At 58.0% G+C, this 21,795-nt stretch carries 28 protein-coding genes and 1 pseudogene; 20 read left to right on the forward strand and 9 right to left on the reverse strand.

Annotation, left to right across the window (positions count from 1 at the left end):
* Positions 1 to 665 precede the first annotated feature (665 nt).
* The 5 genes from ASD54_RS10785 (at position 666) to ASD54_RS10805 (ending at position 3,791) form a co-directional block, all read left to right on the forward strand.
* On the forward strand, positions 666 to 1,052 hold the full coding sequence (locus tag ASD54_RS10785; protein WP_062554556.1) for a hypothetical protein: 387 nt from the start codon (positions 666 to 668) through the stop codon (positions 1,050 to 1,052).
* 143 nt (positions 1,053 to 1,195) lie between these two features.
* Positions 1,196 to 1,735 (forward strand): hypothetical protein, encoded by a 540-nt coding sequence (locus tag ASD54_RS26565; protein ID WP_156379155.1) that lies wholly within the window; start codon positions 1,196 to 1,198, stop codon positions 1,733 to 1,735.
* Positions 1,660 to 3,153, forward strand: a complete 1,494-nt coding sequence (locus ASD54_RS10795; RefSeq protein ID WP_062554558.1) for a DNA cytosine methyltransferase — start codon at positions 1,660 to 1,662, stop codon at positions 3,151 to 3,153. The genes ASD54_RS26565 and ASD54_RS10795 overlap by 76 nt, the downstream gene beginning before the upstream one ends.
* 150 nt (positions 3,154 to 3,303) lie before the next feature.
* Positions 3,304 to 3,534, forward strand: a complete 231-nt coding sequence (locus ASD54_RS10800; RefSeq protein ID WP_062554559.1) for a hypothetical protein — start codon at positions 3,304 to 3,306, stop codon at positions 3,532 to 3,534.
* Positions 3,531 to 3,791 (forward strand): hypothetical protein, encoded by a 261-nt coding sequence (locus ASD54_RS10805; RefSeq protein WP_062554560.1) that lies wholly within the window; start codon positions 3,531 to 3,533, stop codon positions 3,789 to 3,791. Before ASD54_RS10800 ends, ASD54_RS10805 begins: the two co-directional genes overlap by 4 nt.
* Here ASD54_RS10805 and ASD54_RS10810 read toward each other — a convergent pair.
* Positions 3,776 to 4,330: a hypothetical protein gene (locus ASD54_RS10810; RefSeq protein ID WP_156379156.1), complete on the reverse strand. Its 555-nt coding sequence runs from the start codon at positions 4,328 to 4,330 to the stop codon at positions 3,776 to 3,778. The two genes, ASD54_RS10805 and ASD54_RS10810, sit on opposite strands and share 16 nt — an antisense overlap.
* 340 nt (positions 4,331 to 4,670) lie before the next feature.
* Between ASD54_RS10810 and ASD54_RS10820 the strand changes: the two genes are divergently transcribed.
* The 11 genes from ASD54_RS10820 to ASD54_RS10870 all read left to right on the forward strand — a co-directional run bounded on the left by ASD54_RS10820 (position 4,671) and on the right by ASD54_RS10870 (position 12,898).
* The gene (locus ASD54_RS10820) at positions 4,671 to 5,111 is read left to right on the forward strand and encodes a hypothetical protein (protein ID WP_156379157.1); all 441 of its coding nucleotides are present in this window, start codon (positions 4,671 to 4,673) and stop codon (positions 5,109 to 5,111) included.
* 1,028 nt (positions 5,112 to 6,139) lie between these two features.
* Complete coding sequence (locus ASD54_RS10825) at positions 6,140 to 6,472, forward strand: hypothetical protein (protein ID WP_062554564.1); 333 nt, start codon at positions 6,140 to 6,142, stop codon at positions 6,470 to 6,472.
* Positions 6,473 to 6,574: 102 nt separating this feature from the next.
* The gene (locus tag ASD54_RS10830) at positions 6,575 to 6,937 is read left to right on the forward strand and encodes a hypothetical protein (protein WP_062554565.1); all 363 of its coding nucleotides are present in this window, start codon (positions 6,575 to 6,577) and stop codon (positions 6,935 to 6,937) included.
* 363 nt (positions 6,938 to 7,300) lie between these two features.
* The gene (locus ASD54_RS10835) at positions 7,301 to 7,672 is read left to right on the forward strand and encodes a hypothetical protein (protein WP_062554566.1); all 372 of its coding nucleotides are present in this window, start codon (positions 7,301 to 7,303) and stop codon (positions 7,670 to 7,672) included.
* The gene (locus ASD54_RS10840; RefSeq protein ID WP_156379158.1) at positions 7,672 to 7,938 is read left to right on the forward strand and encodes a hypothetical protein; all 267 of its coding nucleotides are present in this window, start codon (positions 7,672 to 7,674) and stop codon (positions 7,936 to 7,938) included. Before ASD54_RS10835 ends, ASD54_RS10840 begins: the two co-directional genes overlap by 1 nt.
* An 80-nt stretch (positions 7,939 to 8,018) precedes the next feature.
* A complete protein-coding gene (locus ASD54_RS10845) occupies positions 8,019 to 8,564 on the forward strand; it encodes a hypothetical protein (protein ID WP_062554568.1) in 546 nt (181 codons plus the stop codon).
* Positions 8,565 to 8,649: 85 nt separating this feature from the next.
* Positions 8,650 to 9,072 carry a hypothetical protein gene (locus ASD54_RS10850; RefSeq protein ID WP_062554569.1) on the forward strand — a complete coding sequence of 141 codons (423 nt, stop codon included), beginning with the start codon at positions 8,650 to 8,652 and terminating at the stop codon, positions 9,070 to 9,072.
* 76 nt (positions 9,073 to 9,148) lie between these two features.
* Positions 9,149 to 9,580 (forward strand): hypothetical protein, encoded by a 432-nt coding sequence (locus tag ASD54_RS10855; RefSeq protein ID WP_062554570.1) that lies wholly within the window; start codon positions 9,149 to 9,151, stop codon positions 9,578 to 9,580.
* Between the two features lie 449 nt (positions 9,581 to 10,029).
* Positions 10,030 to 10,761, forward strand: coding sequence for a hypothetical protein (locus tag ASD54_RS10860; RefSeq protein ID WP_062554571.1), 732 nt, complete (start codon positions 10,030 to 10,032; stop codon positions 10,759 to 10,761).
* A gap of 5 nt (positions 10,762 to 10,766) precedes the next feature.
* On the forward strand, positions 10,767 to 11,777 hold the full coding sequence (locus ASD54_RS10865) for a hypothetical protein (RefSeq protein ID WP_062554572.1): 1,011 nt from the start codon (positions 10,767 to 10,769) through the stop codon (positions 11,775 to 11,777).
* Positions 11,778 to 11,920: 143 nt separating this feature from the next.
* Positions 11,921 to 12,898 carry a hypothetical protein gene (locus tag ASD54_RS10870; RefSeq protein WP_062554573.1) on the forward strand — a complete coding sequence of 326 codons (978 nt, stop codon included), beginning with the start codon at positions 11,921 to 11,923 and terminating at the stop codon, positions 12,896 to 12,898.
* Positions 12,899 to 13,133: 235 nt separating this feature from the next.
* Here the strand turns inward: ASD54_RS10870 and xth are convergent.
* Positions 13,134 to 13,925, reverse strand: a pseudogene (gene xth / locus ASD54_RS10875) (exodeoxyribonuclease III); the annotation flags it as partial.
* Entirely contained in the window at positions 13,922 to 14,101 is a 180-nt protein-coding gene (locus ASD54_RS10880) for a hypothetical protein (protein ID WP_062554574.1), read from the reverse strand. The gene ASD54_RS10880 and the pseudogene xth, both read right to left, overlap by 4 nt.
* 203 nt (positions 14,102 to 14,304) lie before the next feature.
* Between ASD54_RS10880 and ASD54_RS10885 the strand changes: the two genes are divergently transcribed.
* The gene (locus ASD54_RS10885; RefSeq protein ID WP_062554575.1) at positions 14,305 to 15,210 is read left to right on the forward strand and encodes a Ku protein; all 906 of its coding nucleotides are present in this window, start codon (positions 14,305 to 14,307) and stop codon (positions 15,208 to 15,210) included.
* A gap of 11 nt (positions 15,211 to 15,221) precedes the next feature.
* A complete protein-coding gene (locus ASD54_RS10890; protein ID WP_062554576.1) occupies positions 15,222 to 16,037 on the forward strand; it encodes a Ku protein in 816 nt (271 codons plus the stop codon).
* A gap of 63 nt (positions 16,038 to 16,100) precedes the next feature.
* On the opposite strand, the gene ASD54_RS10895 is transcribed toward ASD54_RS10890, so the two are convergent.
* Entirely contained in the window at positions 16,101 to 16,697 is a 597-nt protein-coding gene (locus ASD54_RS10895; RefSeq protein ID WP_062554577.1) for a dienelactone hydrolase family protein, read from the reverse strand.
* 160 nt (positions 16,698 to 16,857) lie between these two features.
* On the reverse strand, positions 16,858 to 17,307 hold the full coding sequence (locus ASD54_RS10900; protein WP_062554810.1) for a DUF892 family protein: 450 nt from the start codon (positions 17,305 to 17,307) through the stop codon (positions 16,858 to 16,860).
* Positions 17,308 to 17,434: 127 nt separating this feature from the next.
* On the opposite strand from ASD54_RS10900, the gene ASD54_RS10905 reads away from it, so the two are divergent.
* Positions 17,435 to 18,067, forward strand: a complete 633-nt coding sequence (locus ASD54_RS10905; protein WP_062554578.1) for a hypothetical protein — start codon at positions 17,435 to 17,437, stop codon at positions 18,065 to 18,067.
* A gap of 39 nt (positions 18,068 to 18,106) precedes the next feature.
* Here ASD54_RS10905 and ASD54_RS10910 read toward each other — a convergent pair whose 3' ends face one another.
* Positions 18,107 to 18,355: a hypothetical protein gene (locus ASD54_RS10910; RefSeq protein ID WP_062554579.1), complete on the reverse strand. Its 249-nt coding sequence runs from the start codon at positions 18,353 to 18,355 to the stop codon at positions 18,107 to 18,109.
* Positions 18,352 to 18,531, reverse strand: a complete 180-nt coding sequence (locus ASD54_RS10915) for a DUF3606 domain-containing protein (protein ID WP_062554580.1) — start codon at positions 18,529 to 18,531, stop codon at positions 18,352 to 18,354. The genes ASD54_RS10910 and ASD54_RS10915 overlap by 4 nt, the downstream gene beginning before the upstream one ends.
* Before the next feature lie 199 nt (positions 18,532 to 18,730).
* Here ASD54_RS10915 and ASD54_RS10920 point away from each other — a divergent pair, with 199 nt between their 5' ends.
* Positions 18,731 to 18,895, forward strand: a complete 165-nt coding sequence (locus ASD54_RS10920) for a hypothetical protein (RefSeq protein ID WP_156379159.1) — start codon at positions 18,731 to 18,733, stop codon at positions 18,893 to 18,895.
* Between the two features lie 24 nt (positions 18,896 to 18,919).
* Here the strand turns inward: ASD54_RS10920 and ASD54_RS10925 are convergent, their stop codons facing one another.
* Positions 18,920 to 19,792, reverse strand: coding sequence for a hypothetical protein (locus tag ASD54_RS10925; protein ID WP_156379192.1), 873 nt, complete (start codon positions 19,790 to 19,792; stop codon positions 18,920 to 18,922).
* Between the two features lie 123 nt (positions 19,793 to 19,915).
* Positions 19,916 to 21,544 carry a sensor histidine kinase gene (locus ASD54_RS10930; protein ID WP_156379160.1) on the reverse strand — a complete coding sequence of 543 codons (1,629 nt, stop codon included), beginning with the start codon at positions 21,542 to 21,544 and terminating at the stop codon, positions 19,916 to 19,918.
* Between the last annotated feature and the right edge of the window lie 251 nt (positions 21,545 to 21,795).

Consider the following 21,795-nt stretch of genomic DNA (forward strand, 5'->3'; position numbering starts at 1 on the left):
AGGAGGAGACCGAGACGGAAGGGTCAACTTGTAGACAGAACAGCGGCTTTTCCGGTCAATGTGTAGACAAGAGAAGTTGACCGCAGTCGGTGCGCGCGGACCGGAATCGGTGTCAACTCTCGGGAATTCTAAAAGAATATACCTCGTGCCTCGGTATCAAAGTGAACCGCCCCTCCGGACGAGGAGACTTTCGTCTCTTCGTGTACGCTACGCGCTGCTCCGCTCGACCAGCTCCGCGGTTCCAACAATCGGCGGGTCGTCGCTGAAGCCCTTTGTCACTTGCAAGCCCCGAGCCGATCTTCTGTTAGTGCAGGTTAGTGACGAAGGGACAGTCGGATGCCGAGGATTGCGGACCCCGCGAATGACGCAGGTCGTCGAAGGACTGAAAGGTACCGCGTGGTCGAAGCCGGGAAAGGCCGACCCGAAGCATCGCATGTGGATCGAGCATTGGCGGCAGCCGTCGCGGTATACGCCAGTCTGGGCGATCCGTCTCCGGAAATGCAGGGCATCATCAGGCTGGCCAAGGATCTGCTGAAGCGCGAGGGTTATGACCCACGGGAGACGAAGCTCAAGCTTCAATCCCGAGTCTTATTCCGGCGGGATCTGTCGGAGCTTCGAGAACTCCCGCGATCTCTGCCACAAAAGGCGCCTGGAGGAGCATCACTATGATCGATCTATCTGCACCATCCTCTCCGCATTACTTCACCATTCAGAATCAGGAATCTTCGGATCCCCGTAGTGACGGTCCTTCCCCCGTGTCCTGCCGTCTCTCACCACGACTGAAATTCAAATTCCCGAGTCATCATCCTCGCCGAAAGGCTCTGCATGACGCGCTTGAGGTGCTGCGGGAAGTCGCCAACCGAGATGCGGACTACGCCCGAAACCAGAACAACGAAGGATTCAGCAAGTCCGACTCCTCGCCCGGACACATGCTCAGCAAGGCCGGGCTGGAGACCGCGCTGCGCAACCCTCAACTCGCTGATCGGATCCTCGCGATGGCCGGGCGATACAAGCGTCAGGTGCTGCGCCTGCGTCAGATGGATCTGCTCTGATCTTGCGGCTCAGGCCGCCGGCGCACATCATCATCCTTGAACTTCGTGTTCATTCCTTCGAACTCAGGCCGAGCAATGCTCTCGGCCCTTTTTAGTTGCGGCTCTCGCGCCGGCCGGCCATCATCTTCGTGGGAGGACTGAACATGAACATCGATACATTTCCACAGGTGACGTCGCATCGAGCGGTTCATCGCGAGCCGACCATCGAACGGATCGGTGTGGCGTGGGAGCTTCGCCTCGTCGCAGATATTTACGATATCCTCGGCCCAAGCAGCTTCATCGTCTCGGACGGTCTGGCCTACCTCGTCGACAGGCTCGTGAACGGCGCTGACATCAATCGGTTCGTCTTCCTGCTCGACGAGGATTCGGATCATTCCGATGTCTACATCGCCGACTTCCTGCTCGACGACCTGCGTGAAGGCTGCGCGCTTCTGGCAGATGCCATCTCCGATGACCAGCGCTCCGACAATCCGCGAATCCTTGAAAGCGCCGCCGATCTGGCTGCCAGAACATGCCGGACGATCCAACTGCGCGGCCGACCGAGATTTTTACTCGGGATTCATCTACGGTCCTTAAGTCACGGAGAAGACCGTGAAAGGATCAGAAGATGCGCGTCGTTGAGCTGTTCGCCGGAATCGGCGGCATGGGGCTGGGTCTGGAGCAAGCAGGGTTCCAGATTCTGACTGGCTACGAATACTGGGCCGCAGCGCTCGATGTGTGGGAGCACAACAGCAGGACTCCTGGATTCAAGCTCGACCTTTCCAACGTCACCGATGCAGCCATTCATATCATGGGCGCTGCGCCGTCGATGATCGTCGGTGGTCCACCGTGCCAGGACTTCTCCGAGGCGGGTAAAGGTGTTCTTGGCAAGAATGCAGCCATGACCCAGGCTTACGCGATGATTATCGCCGTCGTCCGCCCGGAATGGTTCATTTTCGAAAACACCCGTCGGGCACCGTTGTCGCTGAACTACCGTCAAGCCCGCAGCATATGGAAACGGGCGGGATACGGCCTTACCGAGGTGCTCCTCGACGCGTCATATTACGGCACCCCGCAGGCCCGGAAACGATTCTTTACGGTCGGCCGCCTCGGCGAAGTCGATCAGTTCCTTGAGTCCGCTATCGACGCTGCGGCATCAAGTAAGCAGACGGCTGTGAAGTCGATCCTCGAACCTAACCGCTTTCCGGACGATGCGGAGCTGATCCGCCGCGGTGGGTATTTCGTGCGGCCATACAAAGGCGGCAAAGGGGTCCATCGCCTCGATCGTCCGGCACCGACCATCATCAGGTCGTCCACCGGAAAGCCGAACAAAGCCTATCGCGACAACCCGCATCCGACGGACCACATGAAATTTGACGATGCCTTCCAGCTTACCTCGCACCAGGCGATGCGGATCCAAGGGTTTCCTGCTGACTTTGAGATGGTGGGGCGTAGACGGCTGGCGATGGGCAAGGAAAAATATGCCGACCGCGACACGATGCAAATGATCGCCAACGCCGTTCCTCCGCCCCTTTCGAGGGCCATCGGCAGCGTCATCATGCTTCGTGCTGGCGGGCACAACATTCCTGCGCTTCACCCGGAGTTCGATCGGTTCCTTGTAGAGCACCCCGACAAGGATTTCACACCGCCCAGCATTTCTAACGTAAAGTCACGCGTCAACCGCGCCCGGAGGCTTCTGCACGGACGGACATACGCCGACATCGCGATGGAACTGGCTGCTCTCGAGAACACCGTTGACTTCGCGTTGCTCGATGTCCGGACGAAATCTGACCTGCGAGCGGCGCTGCGGCTCTACCACGAATTCGTCGAGACGCTTCCTGAATCCAAGTTCGCTCGGAAGGTCAAAGAGCTCACTGCTCTCCAGAAGGCAGGTTTCGGACGACGCTCTTCCGATATCATTCCTCATCCATCGGAGACGTCGCCGACACCGACTAAAACAGGCCCTTCGGCTCTTCGTCGCTTCAGCCGTCCCGCGCCGGAAACACCGGAAGACCAACTCGATCATCGACCGGAACACTATCGCGACGATTACGACCCGCGCCACGAGCCTTCAGCCATCGTCCATCATGGTGACGAAGAAGACGATACCAATAACGGATAAATCCGTTCTGTAATTTCCGCCGACCGGTCATGGTACACCATCTATCGCATCGCGGCATTCCGCTACGGCAGCTATCTCGCAGGACATAATCGTCAGCATGACGAGCTCGTTGATGATGTCGTCGCCGTCATTGGCGCCTGCGAGATCCTGGTGAAGTTCGTGGAGCAGGAAATCGAGAGCTGCGCGGATCCTGTCGATGACGAAGAGCTATCGCGTTTCCTTCGGGCGGCCCAGTACCTCATCACCATGGCCAACCGGACATATGTCTCGGTCATCGCTCACGGAAGCATAAGTCATCCCTACGGAAACTGGAGCGAGGCGCCCTCCTCGCTTCCGTGCTGGCCGGGGCTTGCCGATCTGGCAGGAAAGGAGGCGGCATGAGCTATTACGATCTCGAGCGGTATGCAGAGGTCTTCAGCGCAAAGGGACACACGGTCCAGCGCACACAGGATGGCAAGGTCGACGACGAAGGCTATTTATATTTCGATGACCCGGATGCTGAAGCCTCTGACGAGCACAGCGGGCCGATTTGTATCACCTGCGGCTACGGCTTCTGCATGTACTGCGATGAGATCAATATATATTCGGATGACATACCGATCTGCTCCGGGACGGCATCCAATCAGGCGTTGAAATGATCCCGCAGCGCCTTGATTCGCGCAGCCATTTCATCGGGCGTGAGCGGCACGGGTACTGACGGCGCCCGCACCGTAATCGTCTTCGGAGGCCGCTCCGGCTTCGGTGTCGTGACGGCTTCCTTCGCACGCTGCTTCCGAGCCTTCTGACGCGCCTGCTCGAACTTGTTCTGATCCGGCAGCGTTGTCGCGGTCGGCTGCGGCGCCTTCGGCTTCCGAGGGCTGTCGGCGAAGATGCGGTCGAGCAGGAAATAGACCAGCCTCGGATTCCACTCCGTCCCAGCCGCCGTTCGGATGGCTTCCTTGTTCAGGAGCCGCGATACGTCTGCAGGCTTGCGGAACCCCGCCCGGGCGTATCCTCGGATCTTCTCCGTCAGTGTTGTCGCCAACTTCTCGGCAGCCGCGTCGGTCAGGCCGATATGGGCGCGATCCTCGTCCCGGATCGTAGGGGCGACCTTGCCGTAGTCAGGCTCTTTCGACGTGGTGCGATCGCGTTTCTGCGACCCACGCTGCATTGACCTGACTTGCGACTTGCTGCCCATTACCCGCCCCCGAGTTGCCGCTCCGCAGATTATTCGCGCCCGGCTTGTTGTCAACGATGCCGATACCAGTTGCGCCGGCCGGATCCAGGACAAATCATTCTGTAGCCAATCGAACGGGAGGAGATTGATTCATGGCAACTATTCAAGACATGGCGGAGACCGCCGCATTCATCAGGTAGGGCTTCTTAGCTCTCGCGACCGAGGCGGGTTCCAATTCTCATCCCATGAAAATCATGGATGCCTCCGCGAACCTCTACTTCAATATCTGCAGGCTCGAAGCGGACCTTCAAGATGCCGCTACCCCATCGTCCGAAAACACCCCCGGGGGTGCTGCCGAAAAATGCCGGGAGGGGGGTCTGGAAATTTTGACCGGGGGGGGCTGGAAAATCCGAAGGCTCCTGACACGCCTGCGCCACACGTCTCCAATGTGAAGGTCACAGGGAAACTCGGCGAGACGCTCGACTACAAGATCGACTACGACGACCACCAGTTCTTCGTGGCGGCGACGGTGCCGGTCAAGGTGTTCTTCTCCGCCTTCAGGGAAGGTGTCTACCTGGATCCGGCGCAATCGGTAGCAGTCGCAACCTCAGTCGATCTGAACGGTGACCTCTTCTGTTCAGGTAAGCTTTTCAGGGAGGACAAGGGCGATGTCGTCTGGGACATCCTTGAGCAGGCGGAAAAGGTCGAAGAGCTTCCGGAGTTCAGGAATGCCTACGGTCTCTGGCAGCAGCGAGCCGAAGCCTACAATCGTGCCGAGGAACTCTACACCAAGGCAGCCTGACCCTTCACGAACATCTCCATGAATCCGACAGGCCGGGGCATCTTCCCCGGCTTTCGTCATTAGTGACCTCACATCACCATTCACGTCGATGACACGTGCCGCGTACGTACGCGCATTTAATTAATATAGGCACCCGCGGGGATGCGTACCTGCGCTCCCCCTGCCGGATAGTGGGCGGCTGTGCTGGCCTGTCTTCGCTGATGTGGGTATGGGCGCCGGTAGGCGGATGCGTGTCCGGGCGCGTTCATCATACGGATCCGTTCATCGACGATCGCGACAGTTGAGTGACGCTAAGTATAGAGGAAGCAATGTCAAGATTTGTTGCCTGCAGTTCGTCTTTTATTATCAACAATTAACGGATATATCCGTCATCACCGTCGGGCTGTGCCGATGCATCCAGTTTAGCGCGGGCGAGTTCCGCCGGTGGAAATTCCGACATCGCGAAAAAAGCTATTTTCTATCGCTAAAACAGGTACTTGTCAGCGGATTTTTCCGCCGCCAGTTTCGGCGCGTCATCTGAGCCGATGACCAGTAGCCTGTGAGAACGACTTGCCGCCGGCGACTGAACCGCGTTATGCAAGCGGTCGGGAACAAGAAAGTTTGCTAACATGATCACGGTTTTACTACTGCTACAAAACGCACACGTAAAATTCTTCATTTTTATACTTGTGCGTCATCATATCCGGTGACAGCATCAATTCATCGGAAGCGCAGAGAGACACTCTCAATAGCCAAATGGCTGCACCTTCCAACGGCGGCGACAACCAAGCCAATGCCACTCCTGGCTCCGGGAACACGGACACAAGCGAATGCAGCGCCGCGAGGCACTGAGCTCTTTGAAAATCGAATAGGCAGCCTTCCAGAACCCGACCCGCATGTATGCGGCGAACACGGCGCCAGCCGCGCAGGAAGGCTCAAGAATGGGACAGGCGACTGTACCCCTGGTTCCACCGACAACGGTGGCGCTTGGGGGCTAGCCGCCCCCTCCGGGAACTCCGGAGGCAACATGTTCAACAGGGAGAAAGAACATGAGCACTTACGAAATCTACGGCATCGTTGTCACCAACCTCCGTCTTGTCGACGCTGACTCGTGCAGCATGGTCGGCTGCACTCTTGTCCTCCACGGCAACCGCTACGACTGCGCAGAGTATTTCGACAATGACGGCCACGTCCTCGACGACGCGGACTCTCACATGACCGTGAACGGAATTCTCAACCTTCAGAGCAGCCGGATGGAGCCGTTCGTTTCCAACGGCATGGAGCGCGATGATTACGTCCTCTGGACGAGCGCCGAAAACGTCGTCCGCGGCGCGATGCAGGTCTTCGTCACCGACCTGCTGTTTCCAAGCGCAGCAGCCTGATGCCCCACTCTATCCCCTCCGTCGAAGTCGGCGGAGAGGATACCGGGCGGCATCGCCCCCTCCCGAGAACGGAGGACGCTCATAGAACGGGGAGATACCAAAATGAGCGCACAATACCACTTCGACGTCTTCGGGCCCGACTTTCGCAGCCTTGCTCTCGTACATACAGAGAGCGGTCAATACGATTGGGTTGATTTCGAAGTCAGCTTCTTTCCGAGAAGCGGAGTTGTCGCCGCCCGCGTCGTGCTCCGCGAGGCAGCCGATAGCAGCCTTTACTACGTGAACGTCGACGGCGCCCTCGATATCCGCACGGAAATGCAGGAATGGCTGAAGGACAGCGGTTATTCCATCAGCATCCCGTGCGACTACCGCTCCGACGACAGCAAATCGGCAACGCTTCGCGAGGCGCAGGCCATCCGTGACCGCTTCCTCGCCGGCGACTACGCTCCGCTTGACGCACTCTAGTGTGCTTCGTGGGTGTCGGAGGACGGTCAGGGATCGTTGGATGACGACGGTCACGCCGAGCGCCCCGACCCGCCGCGTTCGTCGCCGAGCTGCTCGATGTCTGCGGCGACACAGCACACGACCGCAAGGGCATCCTTGCCGGCCGCATCAACCTGACACGCTACCGCGGTCATTGGAATCGCGGGCCAGAAGTCTTCGAAGCCGAAAAATTCGACGTCGCGGATTTCGCGCCGCGGCCTGCTGCAGCCTGATCACCCGATGCCCCACCTTATCCCCTCCGTCGCGACATCGGCGGAGAGGATACCGGGCGGCATCGCCCCCTCCGGGAGGACTGGAGGTCACGCTCATCATGGGAGAATGAACATGAGCGCTAGAATAGTACCCGCGTCCGAGCGGCTCTCGGAAAATTTCGGCTACGTCTTCGTCACGACAGCACTCCGTCCGCATCCGACGAAGCCTTGCCGTCTTGAGAAGCGCACGTTTTTCGCCGGAGGCTTCGGCGGCGGTGTCGACGGCACGTATTCGCTTCGCTTCGGCGACAGGAAAACCGCACTTAGGTTTGCAGAAGACCAAAACCGTGGCCTAGGCGAGAGCGAAAAATGCGTCGTGAGAAAAGCGTCGTCGCTCTCGCGTGAACTCAAGCAGGCGCTTTTTGAAGAAGAGAGCTGGCGCCTGCAGCGCGGAGAGTATCGAGCCGTCGGCTGTGTTGTTCTCAGCATTTCGAGGGCAGCATGATGACCGCCGCCGACCGCAAGTCTCGCTTCCGTAAGCTCTCGTCGGGGCATGACCTCGACGACCTCGCCCGGCTCCTCGGCTACACGCCGTCGACGGTGCGCACCTGGCTCAATCCATCGCATCCACGGGCGCCGTCACGGGATGCTCTCGGGCGGCTCAGGAAGGCCGTCATCGCCGACCTCACCGAGCGTGTCCGCAGCCTCGGCTTCGAGGTCATCCCCCGCCGAAATTTGGTCGGGGAACAAAACAGCAACCTGGCCGCATGATGCCTCACCCTGACCCCTGCAGATAGCACTGCAGGGGTCATAGAGCGGCATCGCTCATCTTGAAAAACGGGAGAAATGAAATGGACGCGATCAAGAAAACCGAACGCCTCTGGGGCATCATCGACGCTTGCAACGGAGATGTCCTGCACCGGAAGCTGACGACTGCCGAGGCTGCACACGAGCTGCTGACCTTTGACGGCTGCGGCTATGAAATCCGCCGCATCGACGACGGCAGGCTCCAACTCTTCTGGGGCCGCCGCAAGCTTCAGCCGATGGCCTTCATCGCGGAAACTGAAGCGGAGATCTTCGAGAAGGTCGTCGTGGAAGACGAGCCCTGGCACGGAAACGAAGCGCTCGACGAGAGCAAGATGTCGGACTGGTGGGCATTCTCCCCGATGCCGAGCGGGACGCTGTATGGCTACGATGAGCGCTACAGCGGCGACGAAGCCTCCGTATATGCCGACGCACTCAACGAGCAGTACGGCACCGCGGACACCATCCGACATATCCATGCTCGGCAGCTCTCGGAACTGGACGCGCTCGACCTCGACCTCGACCGCCGCACCGATCCCGACGTGGTCAACATCAACGACGAACTGGCGGCGATGGGAAAGCTCGCTGCCTGATGCCCCATCTTATCGTCTCCGGCGTCTGTCCGGAGACGATAGCGAGCGGCATCGCTCAACATCAAAAAAACGAGGGAGAACACACATGAACATCCAAGAATTCAACGCTGCCCGCCGAGTCTACCTGACCGACGACGAAGACATCCTGGCCGCCTGCGCCGTCGGTGTTTACCGCCCCTGTCTACGCGTGCACCTGCCGTTGGGGATGTCGTACTACGACCTGACCGCTGCCGAGCGCAGCGTAGTCTGGGCCTTCGAGCGGTTCCTGCAGCGCGGCGAACTCGATGACAAAACGGGAGCCTGGATATTCCGCGGCATTGGCGACGAACCGTCCCATGCCGAGACCTGGAACATCAACCTAGTCGGTTTCCGCGTCCTCGAGGGGGCCGCTGGCTACGACGACTACGAGGAACTGGTCGACGGCGAATGCACAGACCTCGGATGGGCCAAGTTCGTCCACCTGCCCGACCGGGGGAGACGGCAGCCGCAGCATGATGCCTCACCCTGACCTCTGCAGGGTCATCTGCAGAGGTCATAGAGCGGCATCGCTCACACATCCAACAACAGTCTGGGAGGACACGACAATGGATCCACGAATACAACATCAGCTCGCCCGGGAAGCGCGCGAGAAGGCCGCCACGATGGTCACTCACATGCACATCGAGCGCGAAGTCAACGGCACCGTCGCCGTGGTCTGGGTCTCGACACCAGACCGAGTTCTGGAACTGCGCGAGTTGCTCGACGAGGACGGCCTACTGCCTGCGGATGTGATGGAGACACAGGCGTGCGACGCAGGGTTCGTCGATCGTCGGACTGGGGAGCGCGTGCTGCGCGTCATACCGGCGCCGGATGCGGCGGGAAGACGGGACTGGGCGGAGTATCGGCAGATATCGGATGCGATCGAAGCCGCGCATCGGCACATCGATCGCCATGCCAGGAAGGCTCTCTTCGACCTGCAGGCTGCCGTAGCATTGGACCAGCGGTCATCGCCACGGCGCCGTCCCGCTATCGCCTGATGCCTCGCCCTTACCTCTCCCGAATAGCGGAGAGGTCCTAGAGCGGCATCGCTCCACCGGACTATCCGGTGTCAACAAAACCAAACGAGGGAGAAGACCACCCGACAAGATTCGTGCTGAATCTGGCTACCGAGCGTTCGCGGTCTTTGTGCGCGACAACGGAGACATCCGTGACGATGATAAATACAGTTGATGCGGTTCCGGAACCTATAGGCAGAGAAAAAGGCTGCCTGGTGGACAGCCTTTTTTACGTAGCGCCACACTTCGATCTCGAACCCTCGAGATCAATGAACTGCCTCCATGAAGGCTTGCCGTCCGGGAAGTCTTCGGGCGTGGGGTCCGTCTCCACGTCAACATCATCGCCGCCGGCGACGAACCGCGCAAGAGCATTCGTCCCTCTGCCTATTCCGAAAACATGGTGGTATCGTCCTGAAAACGAGGGGGATTGCATGTTCTGGAAAAAGAAGCAGGAGCAGGATCTGAAGACGGACGAGCCTTTGATGGCAGCGGAGCCGATTGAACCTGGATCGAAGTCGACGCAGGCGGAGCTTGAGGAGGCAGCAAAGAAACTGGCGGCTTCCCTCCGCACCTACGCCGAAGCCTCGTATGCTGCGAAAAAGGCAGTCCCCGACGAGGAGCTGACCGCTGCACACTACAAGGTGCAGATCGCTCGGAAGATCGCGACGGAAGGCCGGATTGCATATGCGCTCGGTCGCTGTCTCCCGGAGCACATGGCTCACTGGCACGCATGGAGCCAGCGCGACGACTTCATGGACCGGGTGGGTTTCGAGGCAACCGAAATCAAGGCCACTCGCACCACAGAGGAGGACGGCGTACGGAAGGTTGTTGTCAACACTAATGATTTCACCTTCCGAGATCGGCAATACCGTCTCGTCTTCCGGGACAGCGGCGTGTCCTCATCGCCGGACGATCACGTCCACATTGGGGAGGTTCACTTCTATGCCGGGGAAAGCCGGGTCGCGAAGTTCGATGTCACCAAGGATCTCATGAAGGAATATTCTGAGTGGCAGTTCGCGGACCTGACCGGATTCAGGGTCGGCACCTGGATGCAAGAGGTTCTGGATATGGCGGCGGAAATCGAAGCCAGTCGGGCGCAGAAGATGAACAGCTTCTCTGACGATCGTGCTCGGCAGGCTGCCGACGAAATCGACCTGGGCTGAACTCGATGTTGAAATTCCTTGCGAGCGTACTGGACCAGATGGATCTTGCGCTTGAACATATTATGAAGGGCAGTGTGCACGATGCCCGGTTCGGGCTGATGCTGACGGACAATGCCATCGAGCTTGCTATGCACGAGCTCGCGAAGAATAAGCACAGTGAGCTGAAAACGTCGTGGGACCTGCGCGATAATTATCAGCACGCGAAGGCGCTTGAAGAGGCGATGGGACGCGTCTTCGAGGCGAAGCTGAAGTTCGCGAAGCTCGAAGGCCTCCTGACAGATGAGCAGGCGCGGACGGTCGCGCTCATGCACGATTTCCGGAACGAGCTGTATCACGTCGGCCTGCAGCATGAAGCGATCCTGCCTGCTCTATCTCGCTTCTACTTCTCTACTGCCTGCGGTGTTCTGGGTGCCTATAGGATCCGCAGCTTCAGCTACTGGCATGGGATCCAACTTCCGGAGAGATCCAAGAAGTACTTCACAAGCCGCGGCGACCACTCTCCGGCCCAGCCAAGTGACTTCGCGAAGGCCTGTCAGACCATGGATGCTCAGTGTGATCACAGAAAAGCTGATACGATCCGTGCTTTGGCCGACCGAATGGATGAGATTGTCAGCGCGCAGGACACCAATCTCGATATTGTGTCGGATGGTGTTTATGCCAGTCAGCGGCAAACGCGAGATCAGGCGACCGTAGAGTGCCAGACATGGCCGCTGGCATTCTCGGAAGAAGGCCGCAAGTTCGCACGGGCCAACGGGTTCTTGGTTGATGAATCGGCCCTCGGGCTGCTGTTCGAATGGCTTTCCGCGAACTACCCGGTGCGCTTCAAGAAGGATCCGATTCCGAACTGGAAGCGTCAGGTCGCTCGGCTGCGTTCGAAGGGAAATCCGCATGTCGCGTTAGAAAACTATGCCGCCTTCATGGAGCATACCGCGCAGCTCCGCGACGCATTGAATGAAAGCGCGATGGCAGCCGAGGCCGAGATCGATCGCTTGATCGATGAAAGACGCGGAAAATGACCGTCATTTCTGGATTCCGATAAGGAAACTTATCGGAACCCAAACATTACAAAAGACTGTGTTGGCGTTTTGTATCGAGCGTAAATTAGGTTCATTACTTCGGTGAAAAAACCTATAAATCCGTGGGTAATCTGGAGGATGACATGGCTGGCGAAATCTTTATCGCGATGACGGGAGACGGCAATGAACTGTGGCCGGACTGCCTTCACCGAAACATTGTCGCCCTTGGCTACGACAAGCCATACTTCCATGCCTGGAATGCCGGGGATCGCGATGAGTTTCTCCGGCTTGAAATGAGAGCCGCCCAGAAAGGCGCAACCGAGAGCGACGTGCGAGGCAGGGCAACGACCTGGTTTAACAGGGCGACGCGCATCGCCGAAAGCGAGGACGACGTCTGGCTTCATCGGGCAGGAAATGATCTCTACTGGGCCACGACGACCGATGCGAATCCGATATTCGAGGAGTACGACGGCAAGGTAATGATCGCCAAACCCGTCACATCATGGTCACGTCGCAACCGTCGAACGGTCGCCCTCACCTGGAACTCGATCCATCCGAAGGCTAAGGACTACCTGACGACGCAGCAGGCAGTCTTGCGGGTGGCCGATCCTATGATGAAGGAATATATTGGGACGTTGATAGACGGCGATGATCTCACACGATGGCATGAGTTCCCGGATTGGAAGTCCCGACTTGGTGCGGATAAAGGAAAGAGCCTCGGAAGCAATGTCCAGCTTTCGGAATTGGTGCTGTCCCGTATGATGATGACGATCAGGGACACTGTGCGGAACTCGAATGGTCAGCAGGTTCTTCGAACCCTTAAGGACAAGCGGCTCCTCTGCCCTGAGCCGGAGATGAAGGCCCGCCTCGCCCATCTCATGATCGAGCAAAAGGCCCTCTGCGCCATCACTGGGCTACCTGTGCATGTCGACGGGCAAGATAACCTGGACTACGACATGCTCGCTTCGGTGGATCGGATCGACAGCAACGGACACTACGAGCCAGAAAATGTTCAGCTAGTCTGCCGTTTCGTGAATTTCTGGAAGTGCTCGCAGGAGAACGGAAAGTTCATGGAGCTTCTTGAGAAGGTTGTCGCTGCACGGATTTCGCCAAACTCCTGATCGTCCCTATCTTGTGAATTCAACTCGCCGCGGGCCAATCGTTCGCGGGTTCATCGACTGTGGTGTCATCGTCGGCAGGATCGGGGTCATACTCGTAAGCTTTGCGGAGATGTTCGATCTCCTGGCGGACCGCCTCGATGACGTCCTTATGATCCCCTCCCTCTACGACGAATTCATCAACCAGTTCCTCGAGCTTGAGCCGTAAATCGGCTCGCCATTCTGTGCTTATGACTTCCTCCGTTTTTTTGATTGGCTTGTCGGCGAGTTCTATCCACACCGGGGCATGGTCGCTCGTGTGCTCCCATCCACGAACGTCCTTGTCGACCTCGGCCTTTGCTAGCCGTTCGGCGACATTGGGGCTCAACAGGAAGTGATCCAGGCGAAGTCCGGCATCCCGCCCGTAGGCATTCCTGAAATAGTCCCAGAATGTGTAGATGCGTTCGCCCTGGTGAAGATGCCGGAGCGCATCGGTCCAGCCTTGCCCTACCAGCTCGCTGAAAGCGGCACGGACTTCGACGCGGAAGAGCGCGTCGTCCTTCCACCGCTCCGGCTTGTAGACATCAAGCTCCGTGGGCATGACGTTGTAGTCACCCGCAAGGATGACAGGAACGTCTAGCTCGAGCAGTTCGGCAGCGTACTCCTGCAGGCGCTTGAACCAGCGAAGCTTGTAGTCGAATTTCGGGCCGGGGTATGGGTTGCCGTTCGGTAGGTAGAGGCCGCCGATTACGATACCATCGACGACCGCCTCGATGTAGCGGCTCTGTTCGTCATCCGGCTCACCTGGAAGCCCCTTCCTCGTGAGGAGAGGATCCCGGCCGCGGGCAAGTATGGCTACCCCGTTCCACGACTTCTGGCCGTGCCACACTGCCCCATATCCGGCTTTCTCGATGTCCTTCATCGGAAACCTGGCATCAGGCGCCTTCAATTCTTGGAGCACGACAACGTCCGGCGCCGCCTCGGCCAGCCAGCGAAGCAGCACATCGAGCCGACCGTTCACGCCGTTGACGTTGTATGTGGCGACCTTCACTTGCGCTTGTGGTCGCCTTTGTCACCCTCGCCTGGCTTCGCATCGTGCTTCGCCTTGTGACGCTTGTCAGCGGACAGGGATCTGCCAACATCGACAGACTCCTTGAACTGGCCATTGTCGTCTCGGCGGACGTATCGCTTGTCGGTTCCGGTATCGATCAGCTCGCGCTTGCTCATGGGACTCTCCTGCGGTTGCGGTACGACGATAACTCGCGACCTGACGAAAAGATGCATCGATTCCAGCGGCTTGGTTCGACTCCTCTGGTTGTGGTGGAAAACTGAATCAAGTCATTGAAAAAGAGTCGCTTTTTGCTCCGGAACTATTCCCCGACTGATTCGGTTGAATCGCCAAAGTTGCGTCAGTTGCGTGGGAGAGTTCGATGGCAGGCCAGCGTGCACAATGGAAGGGCTTCATCAAATTTGGCGAAGTATCGGCAGGCGTAGCCCTGTATACCGCAGCCTCAACCTCCGACCGCATGACCTTCAATACCATCAACAAGGCGACCGGAAACAGGGTCAACCGCGTGTTCATCGACAGTGAAACGGAAGAGCCTGTCCCAAAAGAAGCGCAGACGAAGGGCTTCGAAATCGAGAATGGCCAGTACATCATCATCGATCCTGAGGAAGTTGCAGCGACGATCCCGGAGAGCAACAAGACACTTGAGATCGAGGCGTTCATCCCGTGTTCGGACGTCGACGACGTTTATTTCGACAAGCCGTATTATTTGACCCCAGACAGAATGGGTTCGGATGCCTTCGCTGCCCTCCGCGACGGCATGCGAAAGTCGAAGGTTGCCGCAATTGCCAGAACTGTCCTCTTCCGCCGGATGCGAACCGTTCTGATCCGTCCTCACGGCAAGGGCCTGATCGCCACCACCCTGAACTACGACTACGAGGTCCGCTCCTCGCAAAAAGCCTTTGAGGATATGCCTAAGATGAAGATCGAGGGCGAGTTGCTTGACCTGGCCAAGCACATCATCAGCACCAAGAAGGGCGACTTTGACCCAGCAGCTTTCGACGACCGGTACGAAGCAGCACTCGAGGAGATGGTGAAAGCGAAGATAGATGGCAAGGCGCTGCCGAAACGCAAGAAGGTTGAGGTTTCCGCGCCGAGCGATCTGCTTGCCGCTCTCCGGGAGAGCGCTGGCCTTATGAAGGCCGCCGCCGGAGAAAAGCCGAAACGCACTGCCGCCAATGCTAACACGGGTGTCGGTAGAGGGCGCGCCGCGGGGACGGCAGCGAAGGCGGCCTCTTCGAAGACTACCCCGCAGCGCAAGGCAGGTTGAGGAGAAGGAACATGGCGCTCCGTCCATACTGGAAAGGCTATCTCAAGCTCTCGCTGGTCACTTGCCCGGTGAACATGACACCCGCCACCTCAGAATCCGAGAAGGTTCGCTTCCATACCCTCAACAGAAAGACAGGCAATCGCGTCGTCTCTCAGTATATCGACTCCGTGACGGGCAAACCCGTGAAAGACGAGAATGAGGCGAAGGGTTATGCAAGGGGGGAGAACGACTACGTCATACTTACGGACGACGACCTCGACAACGTCGCGCTCGACACGGTGAAGACAATAGACATCACAAAATTCGCTCCGGCGGAATCCATAGAGTGGGTCTACCTGGAAAAGCCTCACTACCTCATGCCGGACGACGCGGTCGGTAACGAGGCTTTTGCCGTCATCCGAGATGCAATGAAGGCCGATAAGGTTGTAGGCATTTCAAAGCTCGTCATCGGCCGACGCGAGAAGGCGGTCATCCTCGAGCCTCGCGATGACGGCATCGTCCTGTGGTCGCTTCGTTTCGGAGATGAGGTGCGGCCCGAAGAGGCGTATTTCGAAGATATAGGCGACGAGGCCGACCCCGATTTGATCCCGCTCGTCCAGAAGCTGATCAAGCAGAAGATGGCGCGCTGGTCTCCTGACATGGTCAGCGATCCAATCCAGGAAAGCCTGCTGAAGCTCATCGCAGAGAAAAAGAAGGCGCTCAAGCCGAGGAAAGCGACGAAGGGGAAGAAGGCTGAGCCCGCAGAAACGAAGTCGAACGTGATCAATATAATGGATGCCTTGCGGAAGTCGCTCGCAGATGAGCTCAAGAGCAGGAAGGCGGGCTGACGCGGGGACGACACCCCCCCTTCGCTATCGTCAACGAGCGCCGAGCTTTCTTCGAACTTTGTTTCAAGCCAGAGCCTCCTGCAGGAACCGTACCGCCCTGTCCGCGCCAGTGAGGGAGATCGTGTGCCCCACCCGCGGTTCAATCTCCAGCTCTACGGGGAACCCGGCGGCACGCAACTGTCCGGCTGCGACCGTAGAAGCTATAGAAGGAATTGTGCGGTCATCGGCTCCATGCACGAGGAGCACGGGAGTACGGTTGTTTTGCATAACGACGGCTGTCGGAAGCAGAAGTCCGGAGAACGCGACTAAAGCGCCTACTCCCCAACGGCCGGTCGCGACACCATCCAAGGCGACTATGGCGCCCTGCGATACGCCCACAAATGCGACTTCTTTAAGTCTGTCATCAAAGCCTTCCTGTGTGATGACTTCGTGGATCTTACGGTCGAACCCTTCACGCGCTTCCCGAATTCGCCCAGGATCGAGTTGCATGCCGTCAACCTTGAACCACTGGTGGCCCCCGTATCCATTGAGGTACGGAGCATCCGGCGTTGCGAAAGCTGTGCTGGGCAATTGAGCACGCCAAGTTGATGCGAGAGGCGCGAGCTGTTGGCCGGACGCGCCGATGCCGTGGAGGAAGATGATGAGGTGCGATACGGACATGTGAGCTCGGATGTAGGAAACATACCGAGGACGCTCGACCCATGATGGGGAGCGCCCTCGTCACCCGCGACGGCGAACTCGCAACCGTCATGGTCGCTGCAGGCCGTCGGCAATGTGGGTGGTGATCCCTAGATGAGGATCGCTCACCTGTATTTCAAGGTCACATCGACTTCGCAGTCGTTTCCATCCAGGCGCGGTGTCGCAGCTCGTCTACGTGGGCTTTCATGAAGAAGGCCTTCGACTGCGGGATCGCATCCTCATGCCGGGAGGCGCGTTCGTAGGCCGTAACAGTGTCGTCTTCGTTCGTCTTCATTGCCTTGAGGATAGCCGAATCCCCCATGAGATCGGCAAGAGCAATTTTGCCAGTGGTCAGCATCTGCTTTATGTCGCCTTCGGTCGGCGCCTCGATACCGAGTTCTCGTGCCATCTCGTTAAGGACGGTAACATGCTGCAGGTGGTCCTGTTTGAACTCGGCGATCTTCGCGCTGAGGGTCTTGTCATCCAACCGCTCAATGCAGGAATCGTATGCGGCAATGGCATCGTATTCTAGGTAAAGCAAATCCTTGACGAGTTTATCGATATTGCCTTCGTTTCCGACCATGGTGACGATGAATTCTTCTCCGTTTTGGTATGGGAACCAAAGAACGAACCGCCACTGAGTTTGTTCCAGATCACTGGTGCCGAAACGCCTCCTACCCAGTGTTGAAGCTCGACCACGAGCGACCCATTTACGCAAGATGCGGAAGAAGAAGATCATCATTCCCCCACCATTCGTTCAGATGTGGACGCTGTCGCCGACGGCATCGTTCGGATCGGCCGTGCGCGCCAAGGGCATCCTCCTGGAGATCCGGGCGGGCCTGCCCCTAGCCATACGGAAGTCTCTCGACGTTGACGGCATGACGCTAATCCTCAGAATGGCGGAGGACTGCGAGGACGAGTTCGCCTCGACGTCGTCTGTCATCACCAAGGCACTCGAGGGTATCGAGAACCTCCCCGTAATTCCGCGGGAGATCCAGGACATTCTGGGCATTTCAGCAGGCGAGCGCCATCGCTGGCTGAAGGACGGACGTCTTCCAAGCGCAGGAACCCGGACGGTGAGGCTGAGTGGACGTGCAAGACAAATAACGTTCCACGTCTTCGATCCCCGCGTTGTCGAAGACCTTCTTGACCGGGGCATCGTCGATGAGTGGCGCGAGGAGGATATGGCCGCAAGGGCCGAAAACAGGCGTCAGGCAGCATACAGGACGAAACTCACCCGCTCGCTCAGGAAGGCTGCCCACACGCCAGAAAAGCGCGGAGCACCGACTGATGAAGCGGCCACCGAGCTACGTGGCTGGGGTGATTTTGATGTTGACGGACTTCTGCGGTAATCGCGCTGGGCGGCATCTTTACCCTCGGTTCGCGCGGACTCACCGATGCCTTCGGCTGGCTGTATCACGCGTGGCGACATGCACGAGTACTGCGGTTGACAGGAGAATGCTGGATACCAGCACCGCGATCGATAGCAGCCCCCCGTTGGATATCTCCGCTTTCGCGCTGAGACCCGAATCCTTCGTTACGGCAAGTGAGACCTCAGCCCGCTGGCGATCGCTGAGAAATGCTGGGTTTCCACCCTTGATATGTCCCTGAATGGCAACGGCCTCTTCCCCCTGCTTCATATCTTCTTCTCCAAATCGGCCTCGACCTTGGTCCGGGAGTTTCCGACCTTCTTGACGGACTTCTTTACCGCATCCTTGGCAACACCCTCTTTCTTTGCCTCGTAGCGTACTTCATGATCCTGGCCGCCTGCGACACGTTTACGGCCCTGAGCCCGTCCTCTTGGTGTTTCGGTCATCGGTTTTCCTCTGGTTCAGCATTGCCCCTAAACGCGACGAGGATTCAGTTGTTCCTATGCTGTCAGCCGGGGTTACCGTGATCTTCGCCGATCGGGACCTTGAAGGTGCGAGATTGAACAATACCTCCCTCTAATGAAGCAATTAACCCCGCCGCCGACTGCCAACCATCCCGATCGGTTTCTTCGTTGCCAGGAAGCCATGGCAGATCCGTTCACAGAGATTGCACTGTCTGCAGTGGAGGCTGGATGGAACCCGGAAGAGGTGGCTGCCGCCTTGGTCGAACTGGCCGATCACCTGATGATTGGCATGATAGTCAACCGCGATCTGGAGCGGGATCTGGCAATTCTCAAACGCCGACGATAGCGCCATCTGATCGACCGGGTGAAATTACAGCGCCGCCTTCAGCGCCCTCTTCCGGCTTGCCGCCCGCCTCGCTGGCCGGAGTTCCTCGATCGTCGGCTGCCACCATTCCGCTCCTTGGGCTGGAGGCGTTTTCGACGGCCACGCCTGCACCAGTTCTACAAAAGTAGGTTTCCGCCACATTCCCCAGACGTGGTCAGCGGTAACACCGGGGTAGAATTCGCCGACGACCTCTGGGTCAACGAGTTCCCCGGTGACCTCTTCAAAGACTACGAGTCCATACTGAATCGTAACGACGCGTCCGACGGGCGGCAGGTCATCGCCGTTCAATGGATAGCGTCGGCGTCTCCGCTCTGTCGTCCGGGCTTTCGACTTCGCTTCCTGCTCCGTGCCCTTTTTCTCATCGGCGCGGCGTCGCCGTTCTTCTGGTTCGTTCCGGCGCGCTGCCTCCTCGATCTCCGGCCATCGATCCTTGAGGTCTTGATACGACCGAAACGGGACGTGCCATTGCTTGAGGTCGCTATCCCATCGGGAGTAGGGAACCTCGCGAAGTCTGTCGACGACCGTCCTCGAATAGGGAGTGTTGATCCGGAAGCCCGCTCTACCCAACTCGAGGTAAACACTGTTGATCGGATCAAATTCGAAAGCGTCCCTGCCCTTCGCGTCAGCGAATGCGTCGGCTTCCGCTTCCATTTCTGCCAGCCATCGAGTGAACCGACGGGAGGCAGTGCTGCCTGGAACAAACCAAGCTCGACGAGTGTCACTCCACCGGGCACGGGGAAAACGTTTCCGGAACTGCTCCACAGTCATCTTGTCGAACGGAAAGCTGACGTCGGCTCCGGGCCTGATGTCGGCTTCAGTCGTTGGTTCGATGTTGTCTGGCTCAGCTTCCTTGCTCATGGAGATGATAACGCTCATCAGCCCGGTCGGGTTTCAGGCCAGATTATGCCGCAGTGGGAAGCGTGGCGAGGCAAGCTCAACCGAGAGGCTGGGGCAACTGTCAGCTCAGAGCGACTGAGACTTCTATGGGTGATCTGCCTGTTCGTTGGATGGATTCAAACCAAAGGACAGGTGAAACTTGAGGCCGTCCGCAGCGTAATCGGCCTCACTTTTCGGTTCCATCGTCGAAGGAAAGGCGTTCCTTATCAGCTTGGATCCGAAACCCTCATTCTCCGGCGCCTTCACCGCGGGCCCATCGATCTCGCTCCAATCCAATTCTATTCGGCCGTTTGTCTGTTTCCATAGAACGTCAACCCTTCCCAGAGGTTCGCTTAGAGCTCCGTACTTGATAGCATTCGTCGCAAGTTCGTGCATAACAAGCGACAGGGCGGTGACCTCCTCAGGTCCAAGTAGGCATGGTGGTCCGGATAAAATGACACGGTCGGACCGGTCGCCTCCAACCGGGGCAAGTGTGCGCACCATCACATCCCTGATGTCTGCTGCCTTCCAGTTCTCGGACTGCAGGACATCGTAAGCTCCAGCGAGAGCGTTAACCCGACTGGAAAATACTGCATTTTCTTCGGAACGATTCTTGAACGTCTGTCTCGCAATGGCCTGAATGATTGCCATGGTATTCTTGACTCGGTGAGACAATTCTTTGGCCATGAGGGTGCGTTGTTCGTCCGATATTTCGCGTTCTCGTTGCCGCGCCTCTAGCTCGTCCAAAAGACCGTCGACTGAAGCTCCAACCTCTCCGAGTTCTCCGTGCAGACCCCTCATTTGTGTGCGGGCATCAACTTCGCCATCCCGCCAGCGCTGGAGCACAGATACGATATGGTTGATGGGAGCCAGGATGAACCGATTGCCCACGAAGAAAGCTGCACTCAAAGCAAGCGCTGCTCCAATCACCATCATGATCGAACCCGTCAGCGAAGCCCGGTCAATCGGCCCTAACGCCACTGACTCGGAGAGCCCGGTGCTCACATACAACGGATTGGTATCGGATACGGGAGTGTACCCCATGATCCGCTTGGTCCCATCCTGACTGAACAGTTCAATGGTTCCCGATTGCTCCGCCGAGATCAGAGGTTGGTATTTGTCCGGTATTCTCGTTCCTACAAACTTTTCAGGTTCTGGATTGCGGGCAAGGATCACTCCCTTGCGATCGGCTATGGTCAACGACCCTCCCGGAGAGAGACCTCGCTCTCGGATCCGATCCTGAAGCCACTCAAGACGCACGCCGGTTGCCAGAACTCCAATCGTTTCGGACCCTCGTTTAAGCGCTACAGCCAATGGCAGAATTGCGTTCTTGGAGACGCGGGCGACTGTATACTCCCCAACAATCAGATCGTCGGTTGCGAGAGCGCGTTGCACGTATTCACGGTCGCCAAAGTTGGTTCCTGGTCGCCATCCCAAGCTGTCGCATACCAGCGTTCCAGACTTGTCCAGTACAAGGATATTTTGAACCGAAGTCAGCTTCGCGGCGACCGACTTGAGAACGGTGTTGCAGGCGGCTGGATCCTGTTCGGCAACTGAAGGAATTGACGCGGTCGCTACCAGCAATCCCTTGATGCCTTCGATTACGCTTTTGACCTCTGATGCGGCCTGGCGCGCAGTCTGGGCAACCTGCCGATGGACTTCGGTGCTGCGCTCAGAACGTGCGGTAATCTCGTTATAAGCCAGCATACCAATCGCTGGTGTCAGTGCGGTCAACACTACGGCCACCAATCGTTTCTTCACTTCGCCAGCCCCCGCTACCGATAAAAGTGCCCCAAGCAGATTTAACCACGTTGCATTCGTATGCCAAGACGAAGGTCTGCAAATGATAAAGAACTAACAACCGATCAATACCATAGGCAACCGGAAGCGTTGGTCATTCTTAGCGTTGAGCTAGATCTGAACCGGAAAAATTTGAGGTTGGCCTTTTACAGTCAAAGTTATCGATGGCTGCTCATTTTCACCGC

The organism is Rhizobium sp. Root149, assembly GCF_001427345.1.
Lineage (GTDB): Bacteria > Pseudomonadota > Alphaproteobacteria > Rhizobiales > Rhizobiaceae > Neorhizobium > Neorhizobium rhizoryzae.